Genomic DNA, 23829 nt, shown 5'->3' with positions numbered 1-23829 from the left:
CTTATTGCGAGCTAAATGTCTTTTTTTTAGTAAATTTGGTTGGTTGGGTATTGGCGGGATCATCTGGCCATAAATGCCTTGGGTAGCGTCCCTTCATCTCTTTTTTTACGTGCTCATATGGCCCTTGCCAAAAACTAGCCAGATCGGCGGTTAATGCGAGCGGTCGGTGAGCTGGAGATAATAGTTCCATCGTCACCACTAACTTTCCCTGAGCCAATAAAGGGCTTTGTTGCATTCCCAATGCTTCTTGCAACCGTACGCTTAAAAGTGCGCGACCAACAGCATCATAATCAATTTTTACGCTAGTGCCAGTTGCCATAGGCCATTTCTTAGGTAACAAGGCTTCTAATTGTTGCTGTAAATCCCAAGGCAGTAAATTTAGTAGCAGAGTATAACAATCTAATTGCTGTAATTGTGCAAGACTGCGTACCTCATCTAAATAAGGTGCTAACCAGTTATCAAGTTCATTTAACAAGGATCCGTCGTCTAAGGCTGGCCAGGCGTGCTCGGGACAATACTGTATCGCCAGCGCAACACGGCGTTGTAGCTGCATACAAGCATCATTAAAGTTGATTAATGACAATCCTTTTAGCTTAATTTGCTCCATCAAAGCCAGCTTGATAAGCCGCTTATCTACCTTAGCGATAGCCGATTTAGCAAACAAAATTTCACCAATCTTTTGCTGCTTTTCAGCAAAGAAACGCCCTCTAGCTTCATCCCATCCAGCATGTTCTTGGGTCAGCACCAACTTAGCTAATTCGTTATCAAAAAGCGCTGGATTTAGCGCTGTCGCTAAATAGACCTTACCTTGGCTTCGGCCTTCAGTTTCTTGAAAGTCAGCGACCACTAACCAAGCAGAGCCAGCTAAAGCATCCTCATTAGCCAGCTCAACACCGCTGCCGTTGGCCAGTTGATAACCACTCACTCCACGAGCTTTCGCGATTCGGTCTGGGTAAGCAAAAGCCAGCAAAGTGGCAATATCATCCTGACTGGCTTCGCGCACAGCTAACTGTAAATCAATTTTATCTAAGGACGCTAAACTTAGGTTCTTAACCCAATTGCGGATCTGCTTTTGTGGCTCCCCTTGCAGCGCCTCATTGAGATAGCGGCTAATATCCGCGCTTTGCCGGCTACGACTACGAGCTTCTAATGTTCCAGCTAACACACATGCCAATAAGCCAAAATTAATATCATTATTTTGCTGTGCATGCTGTTTTGCCATTAACAACATATGCGCAAGCCTAGGGTTACAACCTAACTTATGGGCATCGCGGCCATGGGCGGTTATTACTCTCGTTTCAGTTACCATGCCCATCGTTTGCAGTAAGTGCCAGCTAACCAGCTCATTTGCCGCTGACGGAGCGTTGAGTAACGGTAACTCATTTAGAGATTTTACCCCCCAAAATGCACCATCAAGCACCATAGATAGCAGATCAGTATGCAAAATTTCTGGCTCATCGGCTTGGGTTAAGCGACCATGCTCCTCTTGGCTCCATAGCCGAGTACAAAAGCCCGCACTTAAACGACCCGCACGCCCTGCGCGCTGAGCAGCAGAAGCCTGACTAATCCGCTTTAGCGATAAACGAGTAACACCTGTTTTAGGGTTAAAACGGGCTTGGCGCTTATAGCCTGAATCAACCACCTGAGTGATCCCCTCAATAGTCAAACTCGACTCCGCCACGTTGGTAGCCAGTACCACTTTGCGCAAGTGCTTAGGAGCAGGAGCAATGGCTTGATCTTGTGCCTTAGCGCTTAAGCTTCCAAATAACGGACAAATCATAAACTCAGTGGGATCCAAACGCGCACTTAGGATTTGCTGTAGTTTATTGATTTCACCCTGCCCCGGCAAAAATGCCAGCAAAGCACCATCAGCATGCTCATTTAGGCTGCTAACAATCACTTTTGCCATATGCTCAAGCCAGCGGCCTTGGCTAGGCACAGCACTGTATTGATGTTCAACCGGAAAACTGCGCCCTTCGCTATTAAGTAAAACAGCTTCGGGCATTAAATTTGATAATGGCAAGCCAGACAGGGTCGCTGACATAGCTAAAATCTTTAAATCTTCTCGAAAGCTTGCTTGGATCTCTAATGCCAATGCCAAGCCTAGATCCGTTGTTAGATGACGCTCATGGATCTCATCAAAAATCACCATATCAACCCCAGTTAGCTCTGGGTCTTGCTGGATCATTCGCGTTAAAATCCCTTCAGTAACGATTTCGAGTCGAGTATTTGTCGATACCCGCGAATCACCTTTAACTCGATAACCGACCTCTGTCCCTAATTCGCAGCCACGCTGCTTAGCAATAAACTGGGCCACATTGCGCGCCGCAACACGGCGAGGTTCTAACATCAGGATTTTGCCACTAAACTCGGACCAGTCCAGCATATCAAGTGGCAAAGCGGTGGACTTACCCGCGCCCGTTGGCGCTTCTAGGATAACTTGCTCCCCCCGCTTAAAGGCATCGCGAAGCGGTTGTAATAAGGCGTGTATTGGTAGAGATGTCACGAGTGGGTCTATTACCGTAGTTATCGATTCCATGTGCTTTGACATTAGCCAGAGCAAGGCAATAGCTAAGGCTTTTATATCTGTGTCTTAATAGAGCGACAGGAATATACTGGTTCTGAATATCGACTAGTGTACTCTAAAAGCTAGGGCAGACTAAACAGCTTGAATGAGCACTGCAGTAAAAGAGTAGGACTAGGTTAATGACAACTGAAATTAAACGTATTTTTTTAGGTTTTTCGCTTAATAACTCACAAACACAAACCATCATTAACATTCAAAACCAACTACCTAAGCAACTTAGATTAGTGCCCAGCGCTAATTTACATATGACTTTGGCATTTTTGGGTAGGGCGACCACGAATCAAATAGCCGATTTAATCACGCAAGTAAGTGCGCTGCACAAACCTAAATTCAGCGTACATTTAAATACGATATCCCACTGGCAAAAACCGAAGATTCTCTGTTTAAATGGTCAGGCAAAAGATCAAGGCTTGCAGCAATTAGCCGCCGACGCCCAAGAGATTGCAGCCCTGCTAAACCTACATTGCAGCGAGCATAATTACACGCCTCATATCACCCTCACTCGCAAGGCAAAAGAACAGGTGAGTGGCATTGAATATCAAGCCATTGAGCTTAGCCCTGTTGAGCTACAGCTATTTGAGTCATATCCGGGTATCAATGGGGTGGAATATCCAACACTTCATCGCTGGCCGCTCGGTTAATGGTTTGCCGAGCCACTATTCTAAGCTACTCTATAGCCAATAAGTTTGCTCAATGAAATAGTCATGGATACTGTCATGGAAATCACCGAAATTACCAAAACTCAACTAATTGCCTTACTGTCTTCTTGGAAGCAAGGTGAAATCGACGCAGAAGCATTACAAAACTGGATGGTAACTCATTACGATCCGCCAGAAGTTAAGATTGGCACAGGCGAGCCTGAATGGACTCAGGAAGCAATGAATATCGTAATGAATGAATATGAGATAGCAAAGATAGCCAAGTTCAGATTAGACAACGCGCAATACGCTATCGATTTTGTTAATTGCAGCGAAGCAAATTTCAACCAGACTAAGCATCTATTTATCCAAGATGGCTTTAACGATTAACCGAAAAAGTAGGTTGTAATTGCGCTAAAAAACGCAAAAAAAGGCCACCTATTCTTAGGTGGCTAATCGAAGAAATCGTCAACACTTAATCACTTCTCGCTCCAACTTTCACTCTCGCAGGGATTAAACCTTCTCGCTCCATGAACACACTTGTCATTTTGCTCACAGGCTTCACCACAACTTGATAATCTATAGTTACCATAGGCTGATGTGATCAGTTATTGATAAATATTGAAATGATTTGAAAAGATTTGAAATTCTGAGACTTAGTCCAAAAATACTTAAGACTCATCACTGACGAAGTGGCTTAAGACTAGTTGGTACAAGGACTCAGAATCGACAATCACAGCTTGTCCACCGCTTTCATAGATCGCATCGACCAGCCCTGCAGATTCAACGTAGGTATAAAGGTAAAAAGGTGTTGGATGACCATTTTCTCGCATTGATTGTAGTAACTTAAGCCCTGCTAAGGGGTCTCCGTGCCGACCCATATCGGAAATCACCGCTTGGTAGTTATACATGGTCAATAACATCAAGGCTTCTTCCGAAGTAACGGTATTGTAAACACCAATATTTCTTTGCTCAAAATACGCTTTTTCAACCAAATTATTTTCTGGATGATCATCGATCCATAAAATACGACCAATAGCTCCCTGCGGCTCACTATATGTCAGTTGTCGTTGAGGCTCGACATTAAGGCTTCCCCCTTGCCAAAGCTGGAACATCAACCCCAAAACCAGCACTAGAGCGATTAACACCTTAGCAAAAATCTCCCACCAAGAAGGTTGTCGAGTGACACTCATCGACCTTGCCGACTGTAGGTTATCACCCTGGTTTAATTGGTTTTCCCCTGATCTCGATGGACTATTCAATAGTTGTGATGATGTGCTCTGCGGTACACCTTGTTGCGGTGTATAAGGCGTATGAGTTGAGTGCTCAATATGAGTTTCAAACTGGTTAGCCTTCACAGCATCATATGCCTGCAACTGCTTACCTAATGCATGATCTAAACGATAACCACGGCCATGCACTGTTTGGATTAAAGGCCCACTGTAACCAGCTTGATTAAACAACTTACGAGTATCAGAAACCAACTTCGATAATGACATATCGGACACTATGGTTTCTGGCCAAATTAACGCTAAACACTCTTGTTTACTGCAATGCTCAGGATAGTGTTGTGCAAGGGTTTGCAACAAGGCTATATTGCGCTCATCAATCGCAACAACATGGTCTGCAACCTGCAATTCTAATGCTTCAGTATTTATGGAAAATTCATTAAAACTAAGCGTCATAATTGCGAGCCTTTTATGCTACCAATTGCACCTAGTAACAATAATGCAACACACTTCGACTTTTGGCAAAGGCAAATTCAGTAACACTCCCTTCCATTATTAGCAAAGATCCTATCCTAGAGTTAGTGATAATCATCTCTGAGAAGCGCAACAAATCTTGAGGTTTAAACAAAAAGCCCCGCTAATGCGAGGCCTTTTGCGTATAGTTTGCAATATTAATCTTCAAGCAAACCTGCAACGGTCAATACACCGTGAGTGGTTGCACCAGCAGACCAGAGGTGATCACCCGTATCTGAGAACGCTGAAGCTAAATCGATGTGCAGCCAGTTTGCTTCTGGCGATACAAAACGCCAAAGAAAGCCAGCAGCATTTGATGCACCACCAGCTCCACCGCCTTTCATTGGGCGACTGTTAGCAGTATCAGCATAAGGGCTTGGGCAGTTATCTTTATGCCATGGATCTAATGGTAATGGCCATACACGCTCACCAACCGCTAAGGCTTTTTGCTGAGCGAGTGCTAACACTTCTGCTTTTGGTGAGAAGATAGCATTATAATTGCTGCCGACGGCCATCACTGCCGCGCCAGTTAGCGTAGCTGCATCAATAATTAACGGCGCCCCCGTTTCAGATGCAGCTTGCAAACCATCAGCCAACACTAAACGGCCTTCGGCATCAGTGTTTACCACTTCTACCGTCACACCATTTTTGTATTTTAAGATGTCACCCAATTTATAAGCGTGACCACTAATTAAATTTTCTGCGCAGCATAAAAAGAGTTTTACTCGCTTATTAAGCCCTGATTTCATCGCCAGACCAAGCGCAGCAGTCACAGTTGCAGCACCGCCCATATCACATTTCATACCTAGCATGCCTTCAGAGCCTTTGATGCTATAACCACCAGAATCAAAAGTAATGCCTTTACCCACAAGTGCCACCGACACTTCTGCGTCGCTAGCTAACGGATTGAAATCAAGTTCTAACATAGCTGGTGGACGTTCACTACCACGGCCCACAGCGTGAATACCGATCCACTTCTCTTCCAGTAATTGTTCGCCTTCAATAATGCGGTAAGTCACTTTATCACCACCAATATTACTCAACCACTTTGCAGCTTGGGTTGCTAACACCATTGGCGAAAGGTTCTCAGGAGTTTCATTAATGAGTTGGCGAGCAAATGTGGCACTTTCTAGGCGGCTAGTTAACAATGTTTGCGCCTCAGTATCGCCGGTCCAATGAATAACAGGAGCAGTTTGCGCCGTTGCAAAACCTTGAGCAAACGCCCATTGTAAATCAACACTCCACAGCTCACCGATAAGGGCCACTTGGGTCACGCCTTGTAGTTCTAGTTTGCGCGCAGCTTGTTGTACCTGCAACAAAGTGTCGCCAGCTTGTAGGTGTATAGAGGCCACAGTCGCCTCGAAAGTAACATCAGCCTTGCCCCAATGGGCGGCGGGGGCTTCGTGAGTCAGGGTTACTTGCATCAAATCCGTCATTTTAGGTCCTTATTATATGAATCGATATGTTGATAACCTCGGCTATTCGCCGCAATTCTCAACAACCAGCCTATTTTTAATGCAGGCAGTCTACTGCATCCTCGAAGATATCTAAAGTCACTCACGCAATCGGTACGCTGTGATAGTGGCACTTTTTTGCCACAGTAAACTCTCGATGAATAATCCCGTAATTTGCACAGACAATCAGAGACTAAATAGCAAAAATTCGGACCCCAATTACGATGCTAATCTGTTACCCTAAAAGGAAAATAATATCTTTGAGTGCGGTAATGAAATTTGATCCTAGTTTTGAAAGTGGCGTATTGATTAAGCGATATAAACGCTTTTTAACCGATATAACATTGCCAAGCGGCGAAGTGGTTACCATTCATTGTCCCAATACCGGCTCGATGAAAAACTGCCTATTCGAAGGCCAGAAAGTCTGGTTCTCGGTGTCAGACAACCCTAAACGAAAATACAGTCGTACCTGGGAGTTAGCCCAAAGCGATAAAGGGCATATCATTGGTATCAATACCGGCCGTGCAAATGCTCTTGCTGAAGAGGCTATTAATAATGGCATTATTAGCGAGTTACAAGGGTATTCATCTCTGCGCAGAGAAGTTAAATATGGCAGTGAAAACAGCCGCATCGATATTCTTCTGCAAGATGAAAAAAAGCCTAATTGTTATATCGAAGTCAAAAGCTGTACCTTATTAGAAAACGGTCACGGCTACTTTCCAGATGCTGTGACCACTCGCGGCCAGAAACATTTACGAGAGTTAATGGAAATGGTCGAACAAGGGCAACGCGCAGTATTACTATTTGTTGTTCAGCATTCGGGCATAAACAGTGTCCAAGCTGCAGCACATATTGATCCTGATTACGCGCTTTTGCTAACTGAAGCACATAGTAAAGGTGTAGAGATTATCGCCTATAGTGCCAACTCATCGCCGATAGAGACACATTTGGTTAAATCCTGTCCGGTTAACCTATAAATCTGCAGATAGAGTTGAAATTGTTCTGAATAGCGGACATAGTCAAAGAATAGAGCCCAATTAACATAAATTATTTGCCTAGTGAAAAGCTTTCTGGTATAGATAGCGGCCGTTATTTAAGACGCCCAACAACGCAAATGATTAACAGGAGATGCGTTATGCCTCAAGGCACTAGAAAACTTGGCGTGCTCGCTATCGCAGGTGTAGATCCTTACCAGGAAAAACCAGGTGAGGAGTACATGAACGAGGCTCAATTGGGTCACTTTAAGAAGATTCTTGAAGCGTGGCGTAACCAATTGCGCGAAGAAGTTGATCGTACTCTTAATCACATGCAAGACGAAGCAGCAAACTTCCCAGATCCTGTCGACCGTGCAGCTCAAGAAGAAGAGTTTAGCTTAGAACTACGCGCTCGCGACAGAGAACGTAAGCTTATTAAGAAGATCGAAAAGACAATGCAGAAGATTGAAGAAGATGATTTTGGCTTCTGTGAATCTTGTGGCATCGAAATCGGTATTCGCCGATTAGAAGCGCGTCCAACAGCCGATCAGTGTATCGATTGTAAAACGCTTGCTGAGATCAAAGAAAAGCAAATGGCAGGTTAACTTCTGTCTTAAGTGCGGAGCCTAGGCTCCGCTCTTTTGTTTTGCTAGTCCTAATGATTAATACGACTTCTTATATAGGTCGCTTTGCGCCCTCCCCATCTGGTCCACTTCACTTTGGTTCACTAATCGCTGCCCTTGGCAGTTTTTTGCGTGCCCGAAAAATGGGTGGTAAGTGGTTGGTTCGTATCGAAGATATTGACCCTCCTCGTGAAGTTGCAGGCGCAAGCACTGCCATCCTCAAAACCCTCGAAGCCTATGGTTTAGAGTGGGATGACACTGTGCTCTATCAGAGCCAACGTCTTGAGGTCTATCAAGCAAAAATTGAACAGTTGTTGATTGATGATCAAGCCTATTACTGCCAATGCACTCGTAAGCAAATTCAAGCTATGGCTGGCAGTTATGATGGACGCTGTGGACAATTGGTTTCAGGTTTAACAAGCGGAGCCATTCGAGTACGTAACCCATTTGCGATAGACACATTTAACGACCTGCATATGGGTCCTGTTAGTGTTGATAAAATCTTTGCTGCTGAGGACTTTATAATTAAGCGCAGCGATGGCTTATATGCCTATCAGCTAGCGGTGGTACTTGATGATATTCACCAACAGATAACCGAAGTGGTTAGAGGTTGCGATCTACTTGAGCCGACTTGTCGACAACAAAGTCTATACCAAATTTTACAAGCACCTGCACCAGATTGGCTGCATTTGCCCTTGGCTTGTGCTGAAAAAGGCAGAAAACTATCGAAGCAAAATCATGCGCCTGCAATTGATAATTGTCAGCCTCAAGCCAGTATTAATGCAGCTTTAGCCTTTTTAGGCCAAGCTGCGGTAACCCCAGAATCTCAAGTGTCTAAGATGATTGAACAAGCGGTTGAGCAATTTGATTTGGCTAAGGTGCCAAAGCAATCGGAAATACTGCTTGATACGTGAGATCAATCGTATACTCATTAAGCTTTAATTGAGTTATCATAGCTCACTTGTTTTTACCCAAATTAAGATCCGAATCAGAGGTGTCCCATTTTTCGCCGTATTAGTCAATTCTGTAAACAGCTTTTTGAAGATACTCCAAAAGTTGAAGAAAACACGCAGACCGGTCTTAGCCTAGAAGTTGTGCCTAGAAATGCGCATGCAATTTCTCGCAGACAAATCAGCGACAATGCGATCAAAGTACTCTATAGACTGCACAAGTCAGGCTTTAAAGCTTACTTGGTTGGCGGCGGCGTACGCGATATTTTATTGGGACTGCAACCGAAAGACTTCGATGTTGTTACCAATGCTACTCCTGAAGAGATCAAACGATTATTCCGTAACTGTCGCCTAGTTGGTCGTAGATTCCGTCTTGCGCATATCGTATTTGGGCGTGATGTTATTGAAGTAGCAACGCTACGTGGCCACCACGTAGATAGTGGTGAAAAGATCTCTAAGACTAATGAGTCAGGTCGACTACTGCGCGACAACGTTTATGGCAGTATTGACGAAGATGCTGAACGCCGCGATTTTACTATCAACGCACTGTATTACGACATTAGTGATTTCTCTATTCACAGCTATGGCGGTGGATTACAAGATCTAGAAAATCGTACCATTCGTTTAATTGGCGATCCGCAAACCCGCTACCGAGAAGACCCGGTGCGTATGCTGCGTGCAGTACGTTTTGCCACTAAACTTGATATGACGATTGAAGCGAAAGCCGCTGAACCCATTAAAAACTTAGCTCGTTTACTCAAAGACATTCCTGCAGCACGTATGTACGAAGAAGTATTGAAGCTATTTTTTGCAGGAAAAGCCCTACAAAACTACGAAATGATGCGTGAGTTTGGCTTGTTTGAACCACTATTCCCGTTGGTTGAAGCACTGCTAAAAGAATATCCAAACGGCGAAACTTCTAAGCTGATGCTAGAGATGATGGCCAATACCGATGAGCGCGTAGCACAAGATAAGCCGGTAACGCCTGCTTTCTTCTATGCAGCACTGCTTTGGTATCCGCTGAGTCAGCGCGCTGATGATATCGCCTTAGAAAGCGGCCTTTCATCTTACGATGCTTACAATGCAGCTATGGGCGATGTAATGGAGCAACAATGCCGCACCATTAGCATCCCACGTCGCTTTAGCACTGTGACTAAAGATATCTGGCAACTACAGCTTAGGTTCGAACGTAATAAAGGTACTAAAGCCTTTAGATTTATCGAACATCCTAAGTTTAGAGCTGCTTACGATTTACTATTATTACGTGGCCACGCAGAAGGCGGCTTGGTCGCTAAAAACGCTGCATGGTGGAAGAGCTTTGTTGAAGGTAACGAAGATCAACGTAATGTGATTGCTCGCTCAGCCAATAAAGGCGGCCGCAACCGCAATACTAATCAACGCCGACGCCGCAAGCCTAGCGCGAAATCGGCGCCAAAACCTGCTGAATAATGGCACAGGTTTATGTCGCACTCGGTGCTAACTTGGCCGACCCGATTAGCCAGCTCGATAATGCTTGTAAAGCCTTATTGAGCCTGGCCGCTGCCGACTCATTTAGCGTTTCCCCTTATTATCGTTCAGCCCCCATGGGCGATGTTGAGCAACCAGACTATGTTAATGCCGTCGCAGGGTTTAAGACTTCACTTAGTCCCATCGACTTATTAGATGCATTACAAAGTATTGAAAACCAACAGGGCCGCCTTCGTGAGCTACGTTGGGGACCAAGAACTCTCGACTTAGATTTACTCCTTTATGATGACCAATGCATTGATAGCCCACGCTTAGTCGTACCGCATTACGGTATGCGCGAACGTAGCTTTGTGCTTGTGCCTCTAAGTGATATTGCAGCCGATCTTATCTTACCTGACGGCACTGCGCTCTCGAGCTTACTCAACGACGCATTAAGAGCTGAATTAGTCATAGCCCAAACACCATAGGCTAGCGATATCGACTTGGCAAATAACCCGTTTCTGCTTTAAAAAATTCGACATTTAAATCATTGAAGTCACGCCTTAATTGGCCTATAACGACTTTTACAAATTGGATTTTAAAATTACCATTATGTCTAAAATTACAAGTTCAACACTGCGTACCTTTAAGCAAGAAGGTAAAAAATTCACCGCATTAACCGCTTACGATGCCAGCTTCGCCGGTGCATTCGACAGCGAAGGCGTTGATGTACTCTTAGTAGGTGACTCAATGGGTATGGTCTTACAAGGTCATAGCGATACCCTGCCTGTAACTGTTGATGATATTGCATATCACACCCATTGCGTACGTCGTGGAGTAGAGCGTGCTTTGCTTATCGCCGATATGCCATTTATGAGCTATGCCACGCCAGAGCAAACCATGACTAACGCGACAACGCTAATGCAAGCTGGCGCGAACATGGTTAAAGTGGAAGGTGGTAAGTGGTTACTAGAAAGTGTCGCTATGCTAACCGAGCGCGGCATTCCAGTATGTGCGCACTTAGGCTTAACACCACAGTCAGTACACGTGTTTGGTGGCTTTAAAGTACAAGGTCGCGATGCTGATAATGCTCAGCGAATTCTAGAAGAAGCCCTTGCGCTTGAAGCTGCGGGCGCGCAGTTACTTGTGGTTGAATGTATTCCTGCAACGCTAGCCAAAGCGATTACACAAGCACTGACTATTCCTGTTATCGGCATTGGTGCAGGTAAAGATACCGACGGTCAGATCTTAGTCATGCATGACGTACTTGGGATCTCTAGCGGCTACATTCCGCGTTTTTCTAAGAACTATCTCAAGCAAACTGGCGAGATCCGTGCTGCTGTCCGCGCTTATATTGACGAAGTTGCACAAGGTATTTTCCCTGGCGACGAGCACACATTTAACTAATCAGTTGCTCTCAGCTTAACGGTTGAGAGCACTATTTCTTATCGTTCCCTGAGCAGCAAAAATCATGATCACGACTCAATCAATTGCAGATATTCGCGCCCAAGTTAACGCATGGCGCCTTAAAGGCGAAACTGTTGCCTTTGTTCCAACAATGGGTAATCTCCACTTAGGCCATATCACCTTAGTGAAGGAAGCAAAACGACGTGCAGACCATGTAGTGGCTTCTATCTTTGTTAACCCGATGCAATTTGGCCAAAATGAAGATCTCGATGCTTACCCTAGAACTTTAGCCGACGACCAAGCAGCACTTGTAGCCGCAGGTGCTGAGCTACTATTCACCCCAACGCCTGAAATTATTTATCCTAAAGGCATGGATGCGCAGACATTTGTTGAAGTGCCTAGCATTTCAGACGAGCTTTGTGGCGCAAGCCGTCCAGGACATTTTAGAGGCGTTGCTACTGTCGTATGCAAGCTATTCAACATCGTTCAGCCTGACATAGCGGTATTTGGTCAAAAAGACTTTCAACAGTTATTGGTTATTAGAACTATGGTTGAAGACTTATCCATGCCGATTGAAATCGTTGGCGTTGAAACCATACGTGAAAACTCAGGTCTTGCTATGAGTTCACGCAATGGCTATCTAACAGCAGAGCAAAAAAATCAAGCATCACAAATTAAGCGCAGCTTAGATAAGATGGCAGCATCATTGCAGACAGGGTTAGCCATTGATGCAGTGGTAACACAAGCAGAAGCAGAACTTGCTGATGCAGGATTTAAGCATGACTACCTTGATGTACGTGATGCCAAAACTTTTGCCATTGCTAACGGCCAAGAAACTGAACTCGTTATTTTAGTCGCGGCTTACATGGGCAACACTCGACTAATCGATAACTTAGTTGTCAACTTGATCACCACTTTAGCCGAGTAAGATTCTAGCGAAGCCTTAGCGAAATCATTAACGGCTCTAAACCTAGTTTAGGGCCGTTTTTTATAAGTAAAATGGAACCTCTGCATTCTTTTGCTGACGAATTTAAACCCATCTCGGCCAATATTAACCAAATAAGAAGTTGCGTCAAAATATTGAATTTACGCAACTAAATTAGTGTTTATTAGCCTATATTTGCGGGCTGCCCTCGATTTTATTGGTTAATTAATAAGTGTCAAAAAACTGGAGTTATGCGTCAAGTTACGCCATAGTATGAACTATTGTTAATTTTTTAGCGTTCTTGTTAATTCTAGCTGTAATTAGCTGTTAAACATCGCTTGAAGATATATCGAATGATATTTAGAAATTAACATTAAAATTAAGCATTTAGGTCAATAAGGATAGTTAGCCGGATGGCGAAAGTTATACTCACAATTATTTGCATTGCGCTTGCAGGATCTGCTCAGGCGGCAAATAGTATTTTTAAGTGCACTAAAGATGAAAAAATAGTCTTTAGTCAGCAATCTTGTCCGGAAGAATTTCGCCAGCATAAAATTGAATATCAGTTAGGGATCACAACTGAAACTGATTCAGATAAGAAAATCAAAACTCAAGATCCTCTGCAAGCATTGCTCAATAAAAAAACCATTTCTAAAAAACGTTTACTACAGCTACTCGATAGCGAAGTGTATCGACTTCGTCAAGAAAACAGCTATTACGAAATACTCAGAGCAAGTGAATTACAAAAGCTTGAGCGCAATCGCTATTGGCAAAAGAAAGAACCTACAGATCCTGAATACATAGAATCTATCAACGAAATGAATCAACATTTCGACCAACTTGTTAATGTTAACGCCAGCGCGATTAACTTACTCATCGACAGAAAGCTGCTGATCGAGAAAGAAACCACAGTGACGAACTAAGCCATAACAAATAAGCTGTTGCCCCTCCTCCAAGCCAGCCGTATATTGAATCATTAGTTGATTGACGGAGCTCACCTTTTGTCTAACGCATTACTCCATTGGCCTGTATTCATTAAGCAATTGCAACAAGACGAACTCCTGTACTTGAACCAATTTGAAGAACTGCATGAGCAACTACCAATGTTAGGCGATCTTACTCAAGTAATGGTTATAGACGCTCGAGGATGCAGTTATCAAATCTCTGACGATAATGCGTCAGTTAGCTTTAGTTTATCCGCACCACAAGTGTTAATGCCTACCCTTATCGATTGGGTACGCTTACACGCCAGCCAAGCAGGTCAGTGTTGCACCAGCAAATTAATGGCAACCGATATTAGCCAGCTATTTAGTGTGTTGGAGTTTATCGAACAAAACTAGCGTCCGGTCTGCTCTAATGGTGCAAACAAAAAAGCCAACAGTCGTCTGTTGACTTTTTATGATTAGCATACTCTGTAATTAGCTTCTTAAACCAATACCTCGAGAGATAAGGTAGTAAGCCACAGCCCAAAGGCCTGCACAGAAACCAACCATCACGCCAATAGATAGCGGTACACTCATATCGGCATAGCCTAAAAAGCCATAGCGAAATACGTTAATCATATACACGATAGGGTTTAGGGCCGACACGCCTTGCCAAAATTCAGGTAATAGCGATAACGAGTAAAACACGCCGCCTAAATAGGTCAACGGCGTTAACACAAACGTCGGTACGATACTAATATCATCGTAGCTTTTAGCAAATACTGCATTAATTAAACCACCAAGCGAGAACAAAATCGCCGTCAGCAATACCGTAATCGCAACAAGCCCCAGATGATGAATACTGATGTCGACAAAGAACATAGCGACTAAGGTCACAATCGTACCCACACATAGGCCACGAGCTACACCGCCGCCAACATAGCCAGCAATAATCACATAATGTGGAACTGGTGCGACAATCAACTCTTCAAGATTGCGTTGAAACTTAGCGCTGAAGAACGACGACACCACGTTAGAGTATGAACTCGTGATCACCGCCATCATGATAAGGCCTGGTGCGATAAACTCCATATACGATACGCCACCCATATCACCAATACGCTTGCCGACTAAGTTACCGAAAATCAAAAAGTACAGTGTCATACTAATTGCTGGCGGCACTAAGGTTTGCACCCAAATACGGGTAAAGCGATTTACTTCTTTGGTTAAAATACTTTTAAAAGCTGTGAAATACAGCGCTTTCATGTTCATTTCACATCTCCATTATTTTTACCTTTCTCGACCAAACCAACAAACAGTTCTTCAAGGCGGTTGGCTTTGTTACGCATAGACAATACCTGAATGCCTTGATCGTTAAGCTGCACAAACACACTATTTAGCCCCTGTTCTTTGGCGACATCCACCTCTAGAGTGTGACCGTCTAGTAAACGAGACTCTACTCCCTTAAGCTCTGGTGCTTGGGCTAAGTCATCTTTTAAGTCGAGTACGAAGGTTTCCATGTTCAGGCGGCTCAATAAAGACTTCATACTGGTGCATTCCACCAGCACGCCTTTATCGATAATGCCGATATTACGGCACAGCATTTCAGCTTCTTCTAGATAGTGGGTGGTGAGAATAATCGTCACCCCTTGCTCATTGAGATCGGTAAGGAAAGTCCACATCGAGCGACGCAGCTCAATATCAACGCCTGCTGTAGGCTCATCCAAAATTAATAGCTTTGGCTCATGCATTAATGCACGGGCAATCATTAGACGGCGCTTCATACCACCAGAAAGCTCTCTTGCAGGGCTATTGCGCTTTTCCCACAAATCTAACTGAGATAAATACTTTTCCGCTCTAGCAAGCGCTACATCGCGCTTAACACCATAATAACCAGCTTGGTTAATCACAATTTGCTGCACGGTTTCAAATTGATTGAAGTTAAACTCTTGTGGCACTAACCCAATACACAGCTTTGCCAGCTCTAACTCAGTATCAATATCATGCTCAAACACCGAGACTTTGCCTGAACTTTTTTGTACCAGTGAACTGATCACCCCTATCGTGGTTGATTTACCTGCGCCATTTGGGCCTAAAAGTGCAAAAAAATCACCTTTATTAACCGTTAAGCTAATACCTTTTACCGCTTCAACTCCGCCTTTATAGGTTTTTTTTAAAGAGTCAATAACGAGGGCCGCTTGTGAATTTGCCATGGTTATTCCAATCCATTTGAAAATATATAAAAACTCCCGCAATAGCGGGAGTCATTGTATTAGGTTAGGTACCATGCAACTAGGGTAACTTGACCCTTGGTATGGCGCCATAACTTAACTTTTGCTTAGTCTTCTAACGGCACAACTTTAGCGATGTAAGGCAGGTTACGATACTGCTCCGCATAGTCGATACCATAACCAACGATAAACTCGTCAGGGATAGTGAAGCCAATAAAGTCCACAGGTACGTCAACTTCACGGCGTTCAGGCTTATCCAGTAAAGTACAAAGCGCCAAACTCTTTGGCTCACGTAGCAACAACATATCGCGAACTTTGTACAAGGTATTGCCTGAATCAATGAGATCTTCAACGATCAGTACATCACGCCCCTGAATATCAGACTGTACGTCTTTAAGGATTTTTACATCGCGGCTGCTGCTCATTGCATTGCCATAGCTTGAAACCGACATAAAATCGATCTCAACGTGACCTTTAATACGTCTGCAAAGATCTGCCATAAAAACAACAGAACCTTTTAACAGACCTACCATTAGTAGGCGGTCGCTATCGGCATAATGTGCATTAATCTGCTCAGCCAAAATATCCAATTTTTGATCGATCTCTTCAGCAGTGATCATCACTTCAGTGGTGTGTTTCATATAACTCTCAGTTGTCGAAATCGCTTACGTTATGCTTGTCATAACCCCAGCGATTCGTTAGTGCATGGTTAACGCCCAGATGGTCAAGAATTCGAGCGACCATGAAGTCTACCAGATCTTCAACCGATTTGGGATTATGATAAAAGCCTGGTGCCGCCGGCATAATGGTCGCACCTAGCTTAGAAAGTGACAACATATGCTCTAAGTGTATGGCGCTAAAAGGAGTTTCTCGCGGAACCAAGATTAATTGGCCGCGTTCTTTTATTACGACATCTGCCGCTCTTTCTAACAAATTATTACTCATACCCGTGGCAACCGCAGCTAAAGTGCCGGTACTGCACGGACAAATCACCATTTGCTTCGGCGCAGCGGAGCCCGACGCAGGTGGTGAAAACCACTCTTCTTTGCCTAAAACGATAAGCTCACCAGCAACCTCACCAAATTGGGCGAGTAATTGCTGTTTAGCCTTGTCGGTATTAGCGCTCAGTTGTAGGCCCTGCTCAGTGGCTAACACCACGCGAGCAGCCGATGAGATCATCAGAAATACCTGATAATCACTTTTCAATAAAATCTCTAGCAATCTCAAGCCGTACGGCGCACCAGACGCACCGGTCCAAGCTAAGCTTATCGACTTTTCTGCTTTACGATATTTAACGCTCATGGCCTATTATTTACCTATGTTAATACGAAGCTCAGCGAGCAGCTTTTGGTGTAATCCACCAAAACCACCATTACTCATTACAATAATAGTCTCTCCCGGCTCAGCTTGAGCTGCGACCTTAGCCACAATCTCATCGATATCATATAAGACTTCAACCGGAACTGATGCCGATGCCATCGCTTCGCTGATATCCCAATCGATGTTACCCGCTTGATATAAAAAGGCGTTAGTCGCCAAACTCAAAGAGTTGGCTAAGGTATCTTTGTGCACGCCGCTTTTCATCGTGTTAGAACGAGGCTCTAAAATCACGGTAATTTTGCTCTTCCCAACCCGAGCACGCATGCCGCTTAACGAAGTTGTAATCGCCGTAGGGTGATGGGCAAAATCGTCATACACTTCAATACCATTTACAGTGTCCAGTAACTCCATACGGCGCTTTGGTGGTGCAAACTGAGTTAGCGCATTAATTGCCGCCTCAGGTTTAACCCCTACATGGCGCGCAGCGGCAATCGCCATTACTGCATTTTCAATATTGTGTTGGCCAATTAATTGCCAGTCTAAAGTACCTTGAGACTCTCCATCGAAGAAGACCTCAAACTTATGACCATCTTCCGCCAAGTTCACCGCATACCAACCTTGCTTATTTGCCGCTAGGTGATAGGTCTCTTGTTCGCTCCAGCAGCCCATATCAATCACTTGCTGAACACTGCTCGCATCCGCAGGCCAAATGATCTTGCCTTCACCGGGTACGGTACGTATTACGTGGTTAAACTGACGTTGGATCGCTTTTAAATCATCAAAAATATCAGCGTGATCAAATTCTAAGTTGTTAATCACTAATGTGCGCGGCTGATAATGGACGAACTTAGAACGCTTATCGAAAAATGCACTGTCGTATTCGTCCGCTTCAACCACAAAGAAAGGTGAGCCACCTAGGCGTGCAGATACGCCAAAGTTCTGTGGTACACCGCCAATCAAAAAGCCAGGCTCATAGCCACAGTCTTCTAAAATCCATGCAAGCATACTTGAGGTTGAGGTTTTGCCGTGAGTGCCCGATACAGCCAGTACCCAGCGCTGTGGCAAAATGTGCTCGGCTAAAAATTGTGGCCCTGAAGTGTATTTAATTCCACGATTCAATACCGCTTCAACACAAGGGTTACCGCGACTCATGGCATTACCAATCACCACTAAATCTGGCGCATCATCTTCATTGATGCCTAATTGTGACGGATCGAAGCCTTGAATAAGCTCGATACCCTGCTCTTCGAGTTGCGTACTCATTGGCGGATAAACATTGGCATCGCTGCCGGTGACTTTGTGCCCTTCCGCTCTAGCCAATAATGCTAAGCCACCCATAAAGGTGCCACAAATCCCTAATATATGTACGTGCATGCCAGCCACTCTAGTGAATAAAAAATCTGCCTCATTCTACCCAATTGCGACCAGCTTTGTCAGTTAACTCTTCTTTAAATACTCACTTAAAATTACCAAGCCTGAACCTGATATTGCTTGCTTGAATAACTTAGCCATGCCCCCTTTGGCACATGGCTAATAACATCATCAAGGCGTGTAGTTAACGTATGATCAATAAAGGAACTATACTTTTGGCTAGCACTTGAGTTGTGTTGCTCCCCACAAAATACTGCCGCAATCTAGTATGGCTGTAGGCTCCCATCACTATCATATCGAGCTGCTGTTGCTGTTGATAACTTAATAATGCTTCATCGACAGCGCCAGTTAACACGCTCTGAGTGATAAATAGACCTGCTTGTTTCAGTCGCTCTGCCGCGCCCTCAAAAGCTAAGCTTTTATCACCTTGATTACTGACCATCACTAAATGACACTCCAAGCTGGCCAGCAGAGGAGATTTGATGACTTTTTCAATTAACAATTCGCTGGCGTCACTAGCATCAAAAGCAATCATGTAGGCATTTGGCGGATTAAAGTATTCACTGACCACGAAGATATCTGACTTAATCGAGCGAACTACGCTTTCTAGCTGCGAGCCAATCGTACTGCTGGCACTATGCTCTTCACCTGATTTCCCCATCACCAATAAGCTCAAGTCAGCGTCAAAATCTGCTAAGGTCTCGATAAAGTTGCCATGACGCTGTAATTGGGCCACCTCATCAACCCCTCTAACCAAGGCGAGTTCTTTAGCATCTGCTAACAACTGCTTGCCATGTTTTAAGGCGACTTTACTACGCAGCTCATCCAGCTCAACTAACTCATTAAGCAGCTCTTCTTGGCTACCTAAGCCAATTTGGCCCGACAGTTCACTCACCACAGGCCGAGTTGTTTTTTCAAGTACATGCAGCAAGGTTAACGGTTGCTGAATTTTTTGAGCTGCCCAAGCACTGGCTTCACAGGTCGCTAAGGTCAATTTTGAACCATCAATACATGCAACGATATTATTCATTCTTGTCATCCTCTTAGTGTCCAGCCAGTAATTTTTCGACTTCTTCAGGTTTATCATGTACACCAAACTTATCAACAATAGTCTGCGTGGCTTGATTCATACCAATTAAACTCACATTAGTGCCTTCACGGCGAAACTTAATCACCACTTTATCTAACGCTGACACAGCTGTTACATCCCAAAAGTGCGCATCACAAAGGTTGATAGTGACCGACTCTGATACCTCTTTGAAATTAAAAGACTGTATAAACTTGTCTGCGGAGGCGAAGAATACTTGACCAATGACACGGTATTCACTGGTCCCCGTTACAACATCAAGTTGTTTAACGACCATCATGCGGCTAATCTTATTCGCAAAAAATAGTGATGCCAGTAACACACCAACAAACACACCAAGAGCAAGGTTATGTGTCAGTACAACCACCACCACCGTGGCTAACATTACGATATTGGTCGACAATGGGTGTTGCTTCATATCGGTAATCGAGCGCCAAGAGAAGGTGCCAATGGCCACCATAATCATTACAGCCACTAGCGCTGCCATTGGGATCTGTTGTAACCAAGGCCCTAGAAACACCACCATAACCAGCAGATATATACCAGCGGCAAAACTTGATAACCGGCCTCGTCCCCCGGATTTGATATTAATCATCGACTGACCAATCATGGCGCAGCCAGCCATGCCGCCAAGTAAACCACTAGAGATATTCGCTAAGCCCTGACCTTTACACTCGTGGTTTTTATCACTTTTTGTACCAGTTAGGTCGTCGACAATAGTTGCTGTCATCATCGACTCCAACAAGCCGACAATCGCCAGTGCAGCAGAATATGGCAATACGATAAATAGAGTTGCGATATTTATAGGTACGTCTGGCCAAAGGAAGATAGGTAGGGTGTCTGGCAGTTCCCCCATGTCGCCAACCGTACGCACATCAAGGTTAAATATCACCGCCACAATAGTAAGCACTAATATGCAAATTAATGGTGAAGGGATCAGTTTACCGACAAAAGGGATAAGCGGGAAAAGGTAGATAATGGCGAGACCAGCAGCGGTCATAGCATAGACATGCCAAGTTACATCGGTAAGCTCAGGCAACTGCGCCATAAAAATCAATATTGCCAACGCATTAACAAAACCTGTTACCACTGAACGCGATACAAAACGCATTAAGTTACCCAGCTTAAGGTATCCCGCTAGTACTTGCAGCACACCGGTTAAGACTGTGGCTGCAAGCAAGTATTCTAAACCGTGCTCTTTTACCAATGTCACCATTAATAAGGCCATCGCCCCTGTTGCAGCAGAGATCATACCGGGACGAGCTCCTGTAAACGCAATGACGACAGAAATACAAAACGAAGCGTACAACCCCACTTTAGGGTCAACTCCAGCAATAATAGAAAATGCGATTGCCTCAGGGATCAGAGCTAACGCAACAACCAAGCCCGCAAGCAGATCGCCACGAATATTAGACAACCAATCGTTTTTGAAATTTTTAAACATTGAACATCTCAGTTTTTTCGCACGGCAGTACGCACCAGAGATTAGGCTGGCGTATTAAGCGTGCTTTTTTGATAAAATTTGGCGCAGAAAACAGTTGTAAGAATTCGACAACGAATTGACGTACGCAAAGGATTAAGTGTGATACTTAAGTTAGCAATGAAAGCTATAAGGGGGGCAAAACGTTAGGGTGGCGTCATTAACACAGTGAGTAATATCCTCTTAGCTAAAGATTAGGTAGCGCCATTGTACACAGAAAATCCAGTCCATAAAACAACCAAGGTCACGCCAAGCAACATATACCACTACAAAATAGCTTTTCATTAAGTGTAAATCACTAACTAGTACTTTTATCTGTAAAAAGTTGCCATTATTTCAGAATCATTCCAGTTCACAGTTTTAGCAAAAAGTTGATCAAATCAATGCGCCCCATCACCTTGCTGCTTCCTCGCTATTTAAGCAATTAATGACATACGGTATAACAAGGCTATTGCTGACAATCACTGCTACACCACGACTCTTTATTTCGCCTGAACTATAAAGGAACCCCCAATGTTCTTCGTACACATGCTCTTGCTGTTAACTGTTATCTTTGTGGGGATCCGCCACGGTGGGGTAGCCTTTGGTCTACTCGGTGGTTTAGGTGTCTCGGTGTTAGCATTTGTATTTGGTATCGCACCGGGTAGCCCGCCTATCAACGTGATGCTGATTATTCTTGCTGTAGTAGCGGCGTCAGCAACCCTTGAAGCGACTGGAGGTTTAAAACTGCTAGTACGCTACGCAGAAAAACTACTGCGTAAACACCCAAGCCAGATTGTATTTCTAGGCCCCTTGTGTACGTATTCTTTAACAGTATTGGTGGGCACTGGACACTCGGTTTACCCGCTATTACCGGTTATTTACGATGTCGCCTACAAGAAAGGCATTCGTCCAGAACGCCCGCTTGCCATTGCCACCGTGGCGTCGCAAATGGGTATTACAGCTAGCCCAATAGCAGCGGCAGCAGCAGTCGTTATTGCTACCTCAATGGAAAACAACTTAGATATCAGTTTGATTGATGTGCTACTAGTGACTATCCCATCGACATTGATTGGTGTGCTTGTTGCATCAGCTTGGAGCCTTAATCGCGGTAAAGATCTCGATAAAGATCCAGAATTTCAAGCACGTCTGCAAGATGAAGACTTTAGAAACAGCTTAATTGATACCGAATCAGATACTACTGATTCGGCTAAAAATGACAACACAGCAAAGAAAGGCTTAAGCATCTTTTTACTCGGTATTTTGTCGGTCATAGCCCTAGCTATGTTCAGTGACCAATTACTGCCAGAAGGCGTTAAAATGTCGGTAGCCATTCAGTTTATGATGCTATCGGTAGGCGCGATTATTCTGCTCGCGACCAAAATTGACCCGAAGAAAATCGTGCACAGCAATGTGTTTATTGCAGGCATGACCGCGGTGATTATTATTTTTGGTATTGCATGGTTAAGTGACACCATTATTGGTCATCACAAAAGCTATTTAATCGAGTCAGTTAGCGATATTGTCCACGCTCACCCTTGGTCATTTGCCATTGCTATGTTCACCGCTTCGGTATTCTTAAAGAGTCAGGCAGCCACTTTAACTATTATGTTGCCATTGGGCTTCTCGCTAGGTATTCCTGCGCCGGTGCTTATCGGCGTGCTACCAGCTTGTTATGCGTACTTCTTCTTCCCGTTCTACCCGAGTGACTTAGCAGCCATTAGCTTTGATAGAACTGGCACCACCCATATAGGTAAATACATCGTTAATCACAGCTTTATCATGCCAGGCTTTATTGGTGTGATAACAGCAACCGTTGTAGGCTATGCGATATCGATGCTAATTAACTAACGCATATAAGTTAGCTGCGTTACCTGTAAATTACAGTTAAGCTCTAGGCGCCCGTTGAGGCGCCTTTTTATTGCTTATTGAGAGAGCCTTATGAGCCAGTCATTTTCGTTAAACGATAGCCACCTACTTATGGACATCATGCGCCTTCGCCGTGATGTACGCGGCAATCACTTTTTACCTACCCCAGTTGATGACAGTGTTTTAGATAAACTGCTTGCGGCCGCACTGCACGCACCATCGGTTGGTTACTCGCAGCCCTGGCAGTTTGTGGTGATCCGCTCAGATAAAGTAAAACAACAAGTGCAGCAATCGTTTTTACAGGCCAATATTGCCGGGCAAGCGCAATTTACTGGCGATAAAAATGCTCAGTACAGCAAGCTCAAACTAGAAGGCATATTAGAAGCCCCGGTTAACCTTGCGGTATTTTATCAACCACAATCGACTCCAGTGCTTGGGCAAACCAGTATGCCTGATATGGGGCGTTTCAGTGTGGTATGTGCCATTCAAAACCTATGGTTAATGGCTCGCTCACTAAATATCGGTGTAGGTTGGGTCAGTATTATTGACCCTAATGCAGTAAAACAAATCCTAAATGCCCCAGAGCAAAGCGAACTAATTGGCTATTTATGTATTGGCTATGTGGATGAGTTTCTTGATGAGCCAGAACTAAAAACCGCCGGTTGGGAGCAACAAAAAGTAATTGATGATGTACTGTTTAAAGACAGTTTTTAGCTAACTCTAAACTGTCGATAAAAATACTTTTAAAAACAGTTACCAAAAAAAGTTTAAAAATAAAACCCTTTTTCAAAATGGCTACGTTTATAGCTAACAAGACAAGTCA

At 44.2% G+C, this 23829-nt stretch carries 23 protein-coding genes; 13 read left to right on the top strand and 10 right to left on the bottom strand.

Annotation, left to right across the window (positions count from 1 at the left end):
- Position 1: 1 nt before the first annotated feature.
- Positions 2 to 2539: an ATP-dependent helicase HrpB gene (hrpB, locus tag L2747_RS06330; protein WP_248998239.1), complete on the bottom strand. Its 2538-nt coding sequence runs from the start codon at positions 2537 to 2539 to the stop codon at positions 2 to 4.
- Positions 2540 to 2706: 167 nt separating this feature from the next.
- Between hrpB and thpR the strand changes: the two genes are divergently transcribed.
- On the top strand, positions 2707 to 3228 hold the full coding sequence (thpR, locus tag L2747_RS06325) for an RNA 2',3'-cyclic phosphodiesterase (protein ID WP_248998238.1): 522 nt from the start codon (positions 2707 to 2709) through the stop codon (positions 3226 to 3228).
- 75 nt (positions 3229 to 3303) lie between these two features.
- Entirely contained in the window at positions 3304 to 3615 is a 312-nt protein-coding gene (locus L2747_RS06320) for a hypothetical protein (protein ID WP_248998237.1), read from the top strand.
- A 281-nt stretch (positions 3616 to 3896) separates the two neighbouring features.
- Here the strand turns inward: L2747_RS06320 and L2747_RS06315 are convergent, their stop codons facing one another.
- Positions 3897 to 4910, bottom strand: a complete 1014-nt coding sequence (locus L2747_RS06315) for a winged helix-turn-helix domain-containing protein (RefSeq protein WP_248998236.1) — start codon at positions 4908 to 4910, stop codon at positions 3897 to 3899.
- 215 nt (positions 4911 to 5125) lie between these two features.
- Positions 5126 to 6403, bottom strand: coding sequence for an aminopeptidase PepB (pepB, locus tag L2747_RS06310; protein WP_248998235.1), 1278 nt, complete (start codon positions 6401 to 6403; stop codon positions 5126 to 5128).
- 290 nt (positions 6404 to 6693) lie between these two features.
- On the opposite strand from pepB, the gene sfsA reads away from it, so the two are divergent.
- From sfsA to L2747_RS06265, 9 genes are all read left to right on the top strand, one after another.
- Positions 6694 to 7398: a DNA/RNA nuclease SfsA gene (sfsA, locus tag L2747_RS06305; protein ID WP_248998234.1), complete on the top strand. Its 705-nt coding sequence runs from the start codon at positions 6694 to 6696 to the stop codon at positions 7396 to 7398.
- Between the two features lie 158 nt (positions 7399 to 7556).
- Positions 7557 to 8000: an RNA polymerase-binding protein DksA gene (dksA, locus tag L2747_RS06300; RefSeq protein ID WP_248998233.1), complete on the top strand. Its 444-nt coding sequence runs from the start codon at positions 7557 to 7559 to the stop codon at positions 7998 to 8000.
- Positions 8001 to 8053: 53 nt separating this feature from the next.
- Entirely contained in the window at positions 8054 to 8932 is an 879-nt protein-coding gene (gene gluQRS, locus L2747_RS06295; RefSeq protein ID WP_248998232.1) for a tRNA glutamyl-Q(34) synthetase GluQRS, read from the top strand.
- Positions 8933 to 9112: 180 nt separating this feature from the next.
- Positions 9113 to 10417: a polynucleotide adenylyltransferase PcnB gene (gene pcnB / locus L2747_RS06290; RefSeq protein ID WP_248998231.1), complete on the top strand. Its 1305-nt coding sequence runs from the start codon at positions 9113 to 9115 to the stop codon at positions 10415 to 10417.
- Positions 10417 to 10902, top strand: coding sequence for a 2-amino-4-hydroxy-6-hydroxymethyldihydropteridine diphosphokinase (gene folK, locus L2747_RS06285; protein ID WP_248998230.1), 486 nt, complete (start codon positions 10417 to 10419; stop codon positions 10900 to 10902). Before pcnB ends, folK begins: the two co-directional genes overlap by 1 nt.
- Before the next feature lie 124 nt (positions 10903 to 11026).
- Positions 11027 to 11821, top strand: coding sequence for a 3-methyl-2-oxobutanoate hydroxymethyltransferase (gene panB / locus L2747_RS06280; RefSeq protein WP_248998229.1), 795 nt, complete (start codon positions 11027 to 11029; stop codon positions 11819 to 11821).
- 64 nt (positions 11822 to 11885) lie between these two features.
- Complete coding sequence (panC, locus tag L2747_RS06275) at positions 11886 to 12749, top strand: pantoate--beta-alanine ligase (protein WP_248998228.1); 864 nt, start codon at positions 11886 to 11888, stop codon at positions 12747 to 12749.
- 410 nt (positions 12750 to 13159) lie between these two features.
- On the top strand, positions 13160 to 13669 hold the full coding sequence (locus L2747_RS06270) for a DUF4124 domain-containing protein (RefSeq protein WP_248998227.1): 510 nt from the start codon (positions 13160 to 13162) through the stop codon (positions 13667 to 13669).
- Between the two features lie 78 nt (positions 13670 to 13747).
- Complete coding sequence (locus L2747_RS06265) at positions 13748 to 14086, top strand: DUF4144 domain-containing protein (protein WP_248998226.1); 339 nt, start codon at positions 13748 to 13750, stop codon at positions 14084 to 14086.
- A 78-nt stretch (positions 14087 to 14164) separates the two neighbouring features.
- On the opposite strand, the gene L2747_RS06260 is transcribed toward L2747_RS06265, so the two are convergent.
- From L2747_RS06260 to L2747_RS06230, 7 genes are all read right to left on the bottom strand, one after another.
- Positions 14165 to 14935, bottom strand: a complete 771-nt coding sequence (locus tag L2747_RS06260; protein ID WP_248998313.1) for an ABC transporter permease — start codon at positions 14933 to 14935, stop codon at positions 14165 to 14167.
- A gap of 2 nt (positions 14936 to 14937) precedes the next feature.
- Entirely contained in the window at positions 14938 to 15882 is a 945-nt protein-coding gene (locus L2747_RS06255; RefSeq protein WP_248998225.1) for an ABC transporter ATP-binding protein, read from the bottom strand.
- Positions 15883 to 16007: 125 nt separating this feature from the next.
- A complete protein-coding gene (gene hpt, locus L2747_RS06250; protein ID WP_220781670.1) occupies positions 16008 to 16541 on the bottom strand; it encodes a hypoxanthine phosphoribosyltransferase in 534 nt (177 codons plus the stop codon).
- A 7-nt stretch (positions 16542 to 16548) separates the two neighbouring features.
- The gene (locus L2747_RS06245; protein ID WP_248998224.1) at positions 16549 to 17202 is read right to left on the bottom strand and encodes a flavin prenyltransferase UbiX; all 654 of its coding nucleotides are present in this window, start codon (positions 17200 to 17202) and stop codon (positions 16549 to 16551) included.
- Between the two features lie 6 nt (positions 17203 to 17208).
- The gene (gene mpl / locus L2747_RS06240; protein ID WP_220781668.1) at positions 17209 to 18594 is read right to left on the bottom strand and encodes a UDP-N-acetylmuramate:L-alanyl-gamma-D-glutamyl-meso-diaminopimelate ligase; all 1386 of its coding nucleotides are present in this window, start codon (positions 18592 to 18594) and stop codon (positions 17209 to 17211) included.
- A gap of 181 nt (positions 18595 to 18775) precedes the next feature.
- Positions 18776 to 19621 (bottom strand): universal stress protein, encoded by an 846-nt coding sequence (locus tag L2747_RS06235; RefSeq protein ID WP_248998223.1) that lies wholly within the window; start codon positions 19619 to 19621, stop codon positions 18776 to 18778.
- 13 nt (positions 19622 to 19634) lie between these two features.
- A complete protein-coding gene (locus tag L2747_RS06230) occupies positions 19635 to 21122 on the bottom strand; it encodes a SulP family inorganic anion transporter (protein ID WP_248998222.1) in 1488 nt (495 codons plus the stop codon).
- 549 nt (positions 21123 to 21671) lie between these two features.
- On the opposite strand from L2747_RS06230, the gene L2747_RS06225 reads away from it, so the two are divergent.
- Together L2747_RS06225 and bluB are read left to right on the top strand one after the other, a co-directional pair.
- Positions 21672 to 22988 carry an anaerobic C4-dicarboxylate transporter gene (locus L2747_RS06225; protein WP_248998221.1) on the top strand — a complete coding sequence of 439 codons (1317 nt, stop codon included), beginning with the start codon at positions 21672 to 21674 and terminating at the stop codon, positions 22986 to 22988.
- Positions 22989 to 23078: 90 nt separating this feature from the next.
- Positions 23079 to 23720: a 5,6-dimethylbenzimidazole synthase gene (gene bluB / locus L2747_RS06220; protein WP_248998220.1), complete on the top strand. Its 642-nt coding sequence runs from the start codon at positions 23079 to 23081 to the stop codon at positions 23718 to 23720.
- Positions 23721 to 23829: the final 109 nt, after the last annotated feature.

Origin of the sequence: Shewanella marinintestina (assembly GCF_023283845.1) — a bacterium.
GTDB lineage: Bacteria > Pseudomonadota > Gammaproteobacteria > Enterobacterales > Shewanellaceae > Shewanella > Shewanella marinintestina.
The sequence above is the reverse complement of the archived record's forward strand: the minus strand, read 5'-3'. Positions and strand labels throughout refer to the sequence as shown.

Coding starts and splice junctions, on each gene's coding strand:
- hrpB (WP_248998239.1), bottom strand. CDS start 2,539: ATGGAATCGATAACTACGGTAATAGACCCACTCGTGACATCTCTACCA.
- thpR (WP_248998238.1), top strand. CDS start 2,707: ATGACAACTGAAATTAAACGTATTTTTTTAGGTTTTTCGCTTAATAAC.
- L2747_RS06320 (WP_248998237.1), top strand. CDS start 3,304: ATGGAAATCACCGAAATTACCAAAACTCAACTAATTGCCTTACTGTCT.
- L2747_RS06315 (WP_248998236.1), bottom strand. CDS start 4,910: ATGACGCTTAGTTTTAATGAATTTTCCATAAATACTGAAGCATTAGAA.
- pepB (WP_248998235.1), bottom strand. CDS start 6,403: ATGACGGATTTGATGCAAGTAACCCTGACTCACGAAGCCCCCGCCGCC.
- sfsA (WP_248998234.1), top strand. CDS start 6,694: ATGAAATTTGATCCTAGTTTTGAAAGTGGCGTATTGATTAAGCGATAT.
- dksA (WP_248998233.1), top strand. CDS start 7,557: ATGCCTCAAGGCACTAGAAAACTTGGCGTGCTCGCTATCGCAGGTGTA.
- gluQRS (WP_248998232.1), top strand. CDS start 8,054: ATGATTAATACGACTTCTTATATAGGTCGCTTTGCGCCCTCCCCATCT.
- folK (WP_248998230.1), top strand. CDS start 10,417: ATGGCACAGGTTTATGTCGCACTCGGTGCTAACTTGGCCGACCCGATT.
- panB (WP_248998229.1), top strand. CDS start 11,027: ATGTCTAAAATTACAAGTTCAACACTGCGTACCTTTAAGCAAGAAGGT.
- panC (WP_248998228.1), top strand. CDS start 11,886: ATGATCACGACTCAATCAATTGCAGATATTCGCGCCCAAGTTAACGCA.
- L2747_RS06270 (WP_248998227.1), top strand. CDS start 13,160: ATGGCGAAAGTTATACTCACAATTATTTGCATTGCGCTTGCAGGATCT.
- L2747_RS06260 (WP_248998313.1), bottom strand. CDS start 14,935: ATGAAAGCGCTGTATTTCACAGCTTTTAAAAGTATTTTAACCAAAGAA.
- L2747_RS06255 (WP_248998225.1), bottom strand. CDS start 15,882: ATGGCAAATTCACAAGCGGCCCTCGTTATTGACTCTTTAAAAAAAACC.
- hpt (WP_220781670.1), bottom strand. CDS start 16,541: ATGAAACACACCACTGAAGTGATGATCACTGCTGAAGAGATCGATCAA.
- L2747_RS06245 (WP_248998224.1), bottom strand. CDS start 17,202: ATGAGCGTTAAATATCGTAAAGCAGAAAAGTCGATAAGCTTAGCTTGG.
- mpl (WP_220781668.1), bottom strand. CDS start 18,594: ATGCACGTACATATATTAGGGATTTGTGGCACCTTTATGGGTGGCTTA.
- L2747_RS06235 (WP_248998223.1), bottom strand. CDS start 19,621: ATGAATAATATCGTTGCATGTATTGATGGTTCAAAATTGACCTTAGCG.
- L2747_RS06230 (WP_248998222.1), bottom strand. CDS start 21,122: ATGTTTAAAAATTTCAAAAACGATTGGTTGTCTAATATTCGTGGCGAT.
- L2747_RS06225 (WP_248998221.1), top strand. CDS start 21,672: ATGTTCTTCGTACACATGCTCTTGCTGTTAACTGTTATCTTTGTGGGG.
- bluB (WP_248998220.1), top strand. CDS start 23,079: ATGAGCCAGTCATTTTCGTTAAACGATAGCCACCTACTTATGGACATC.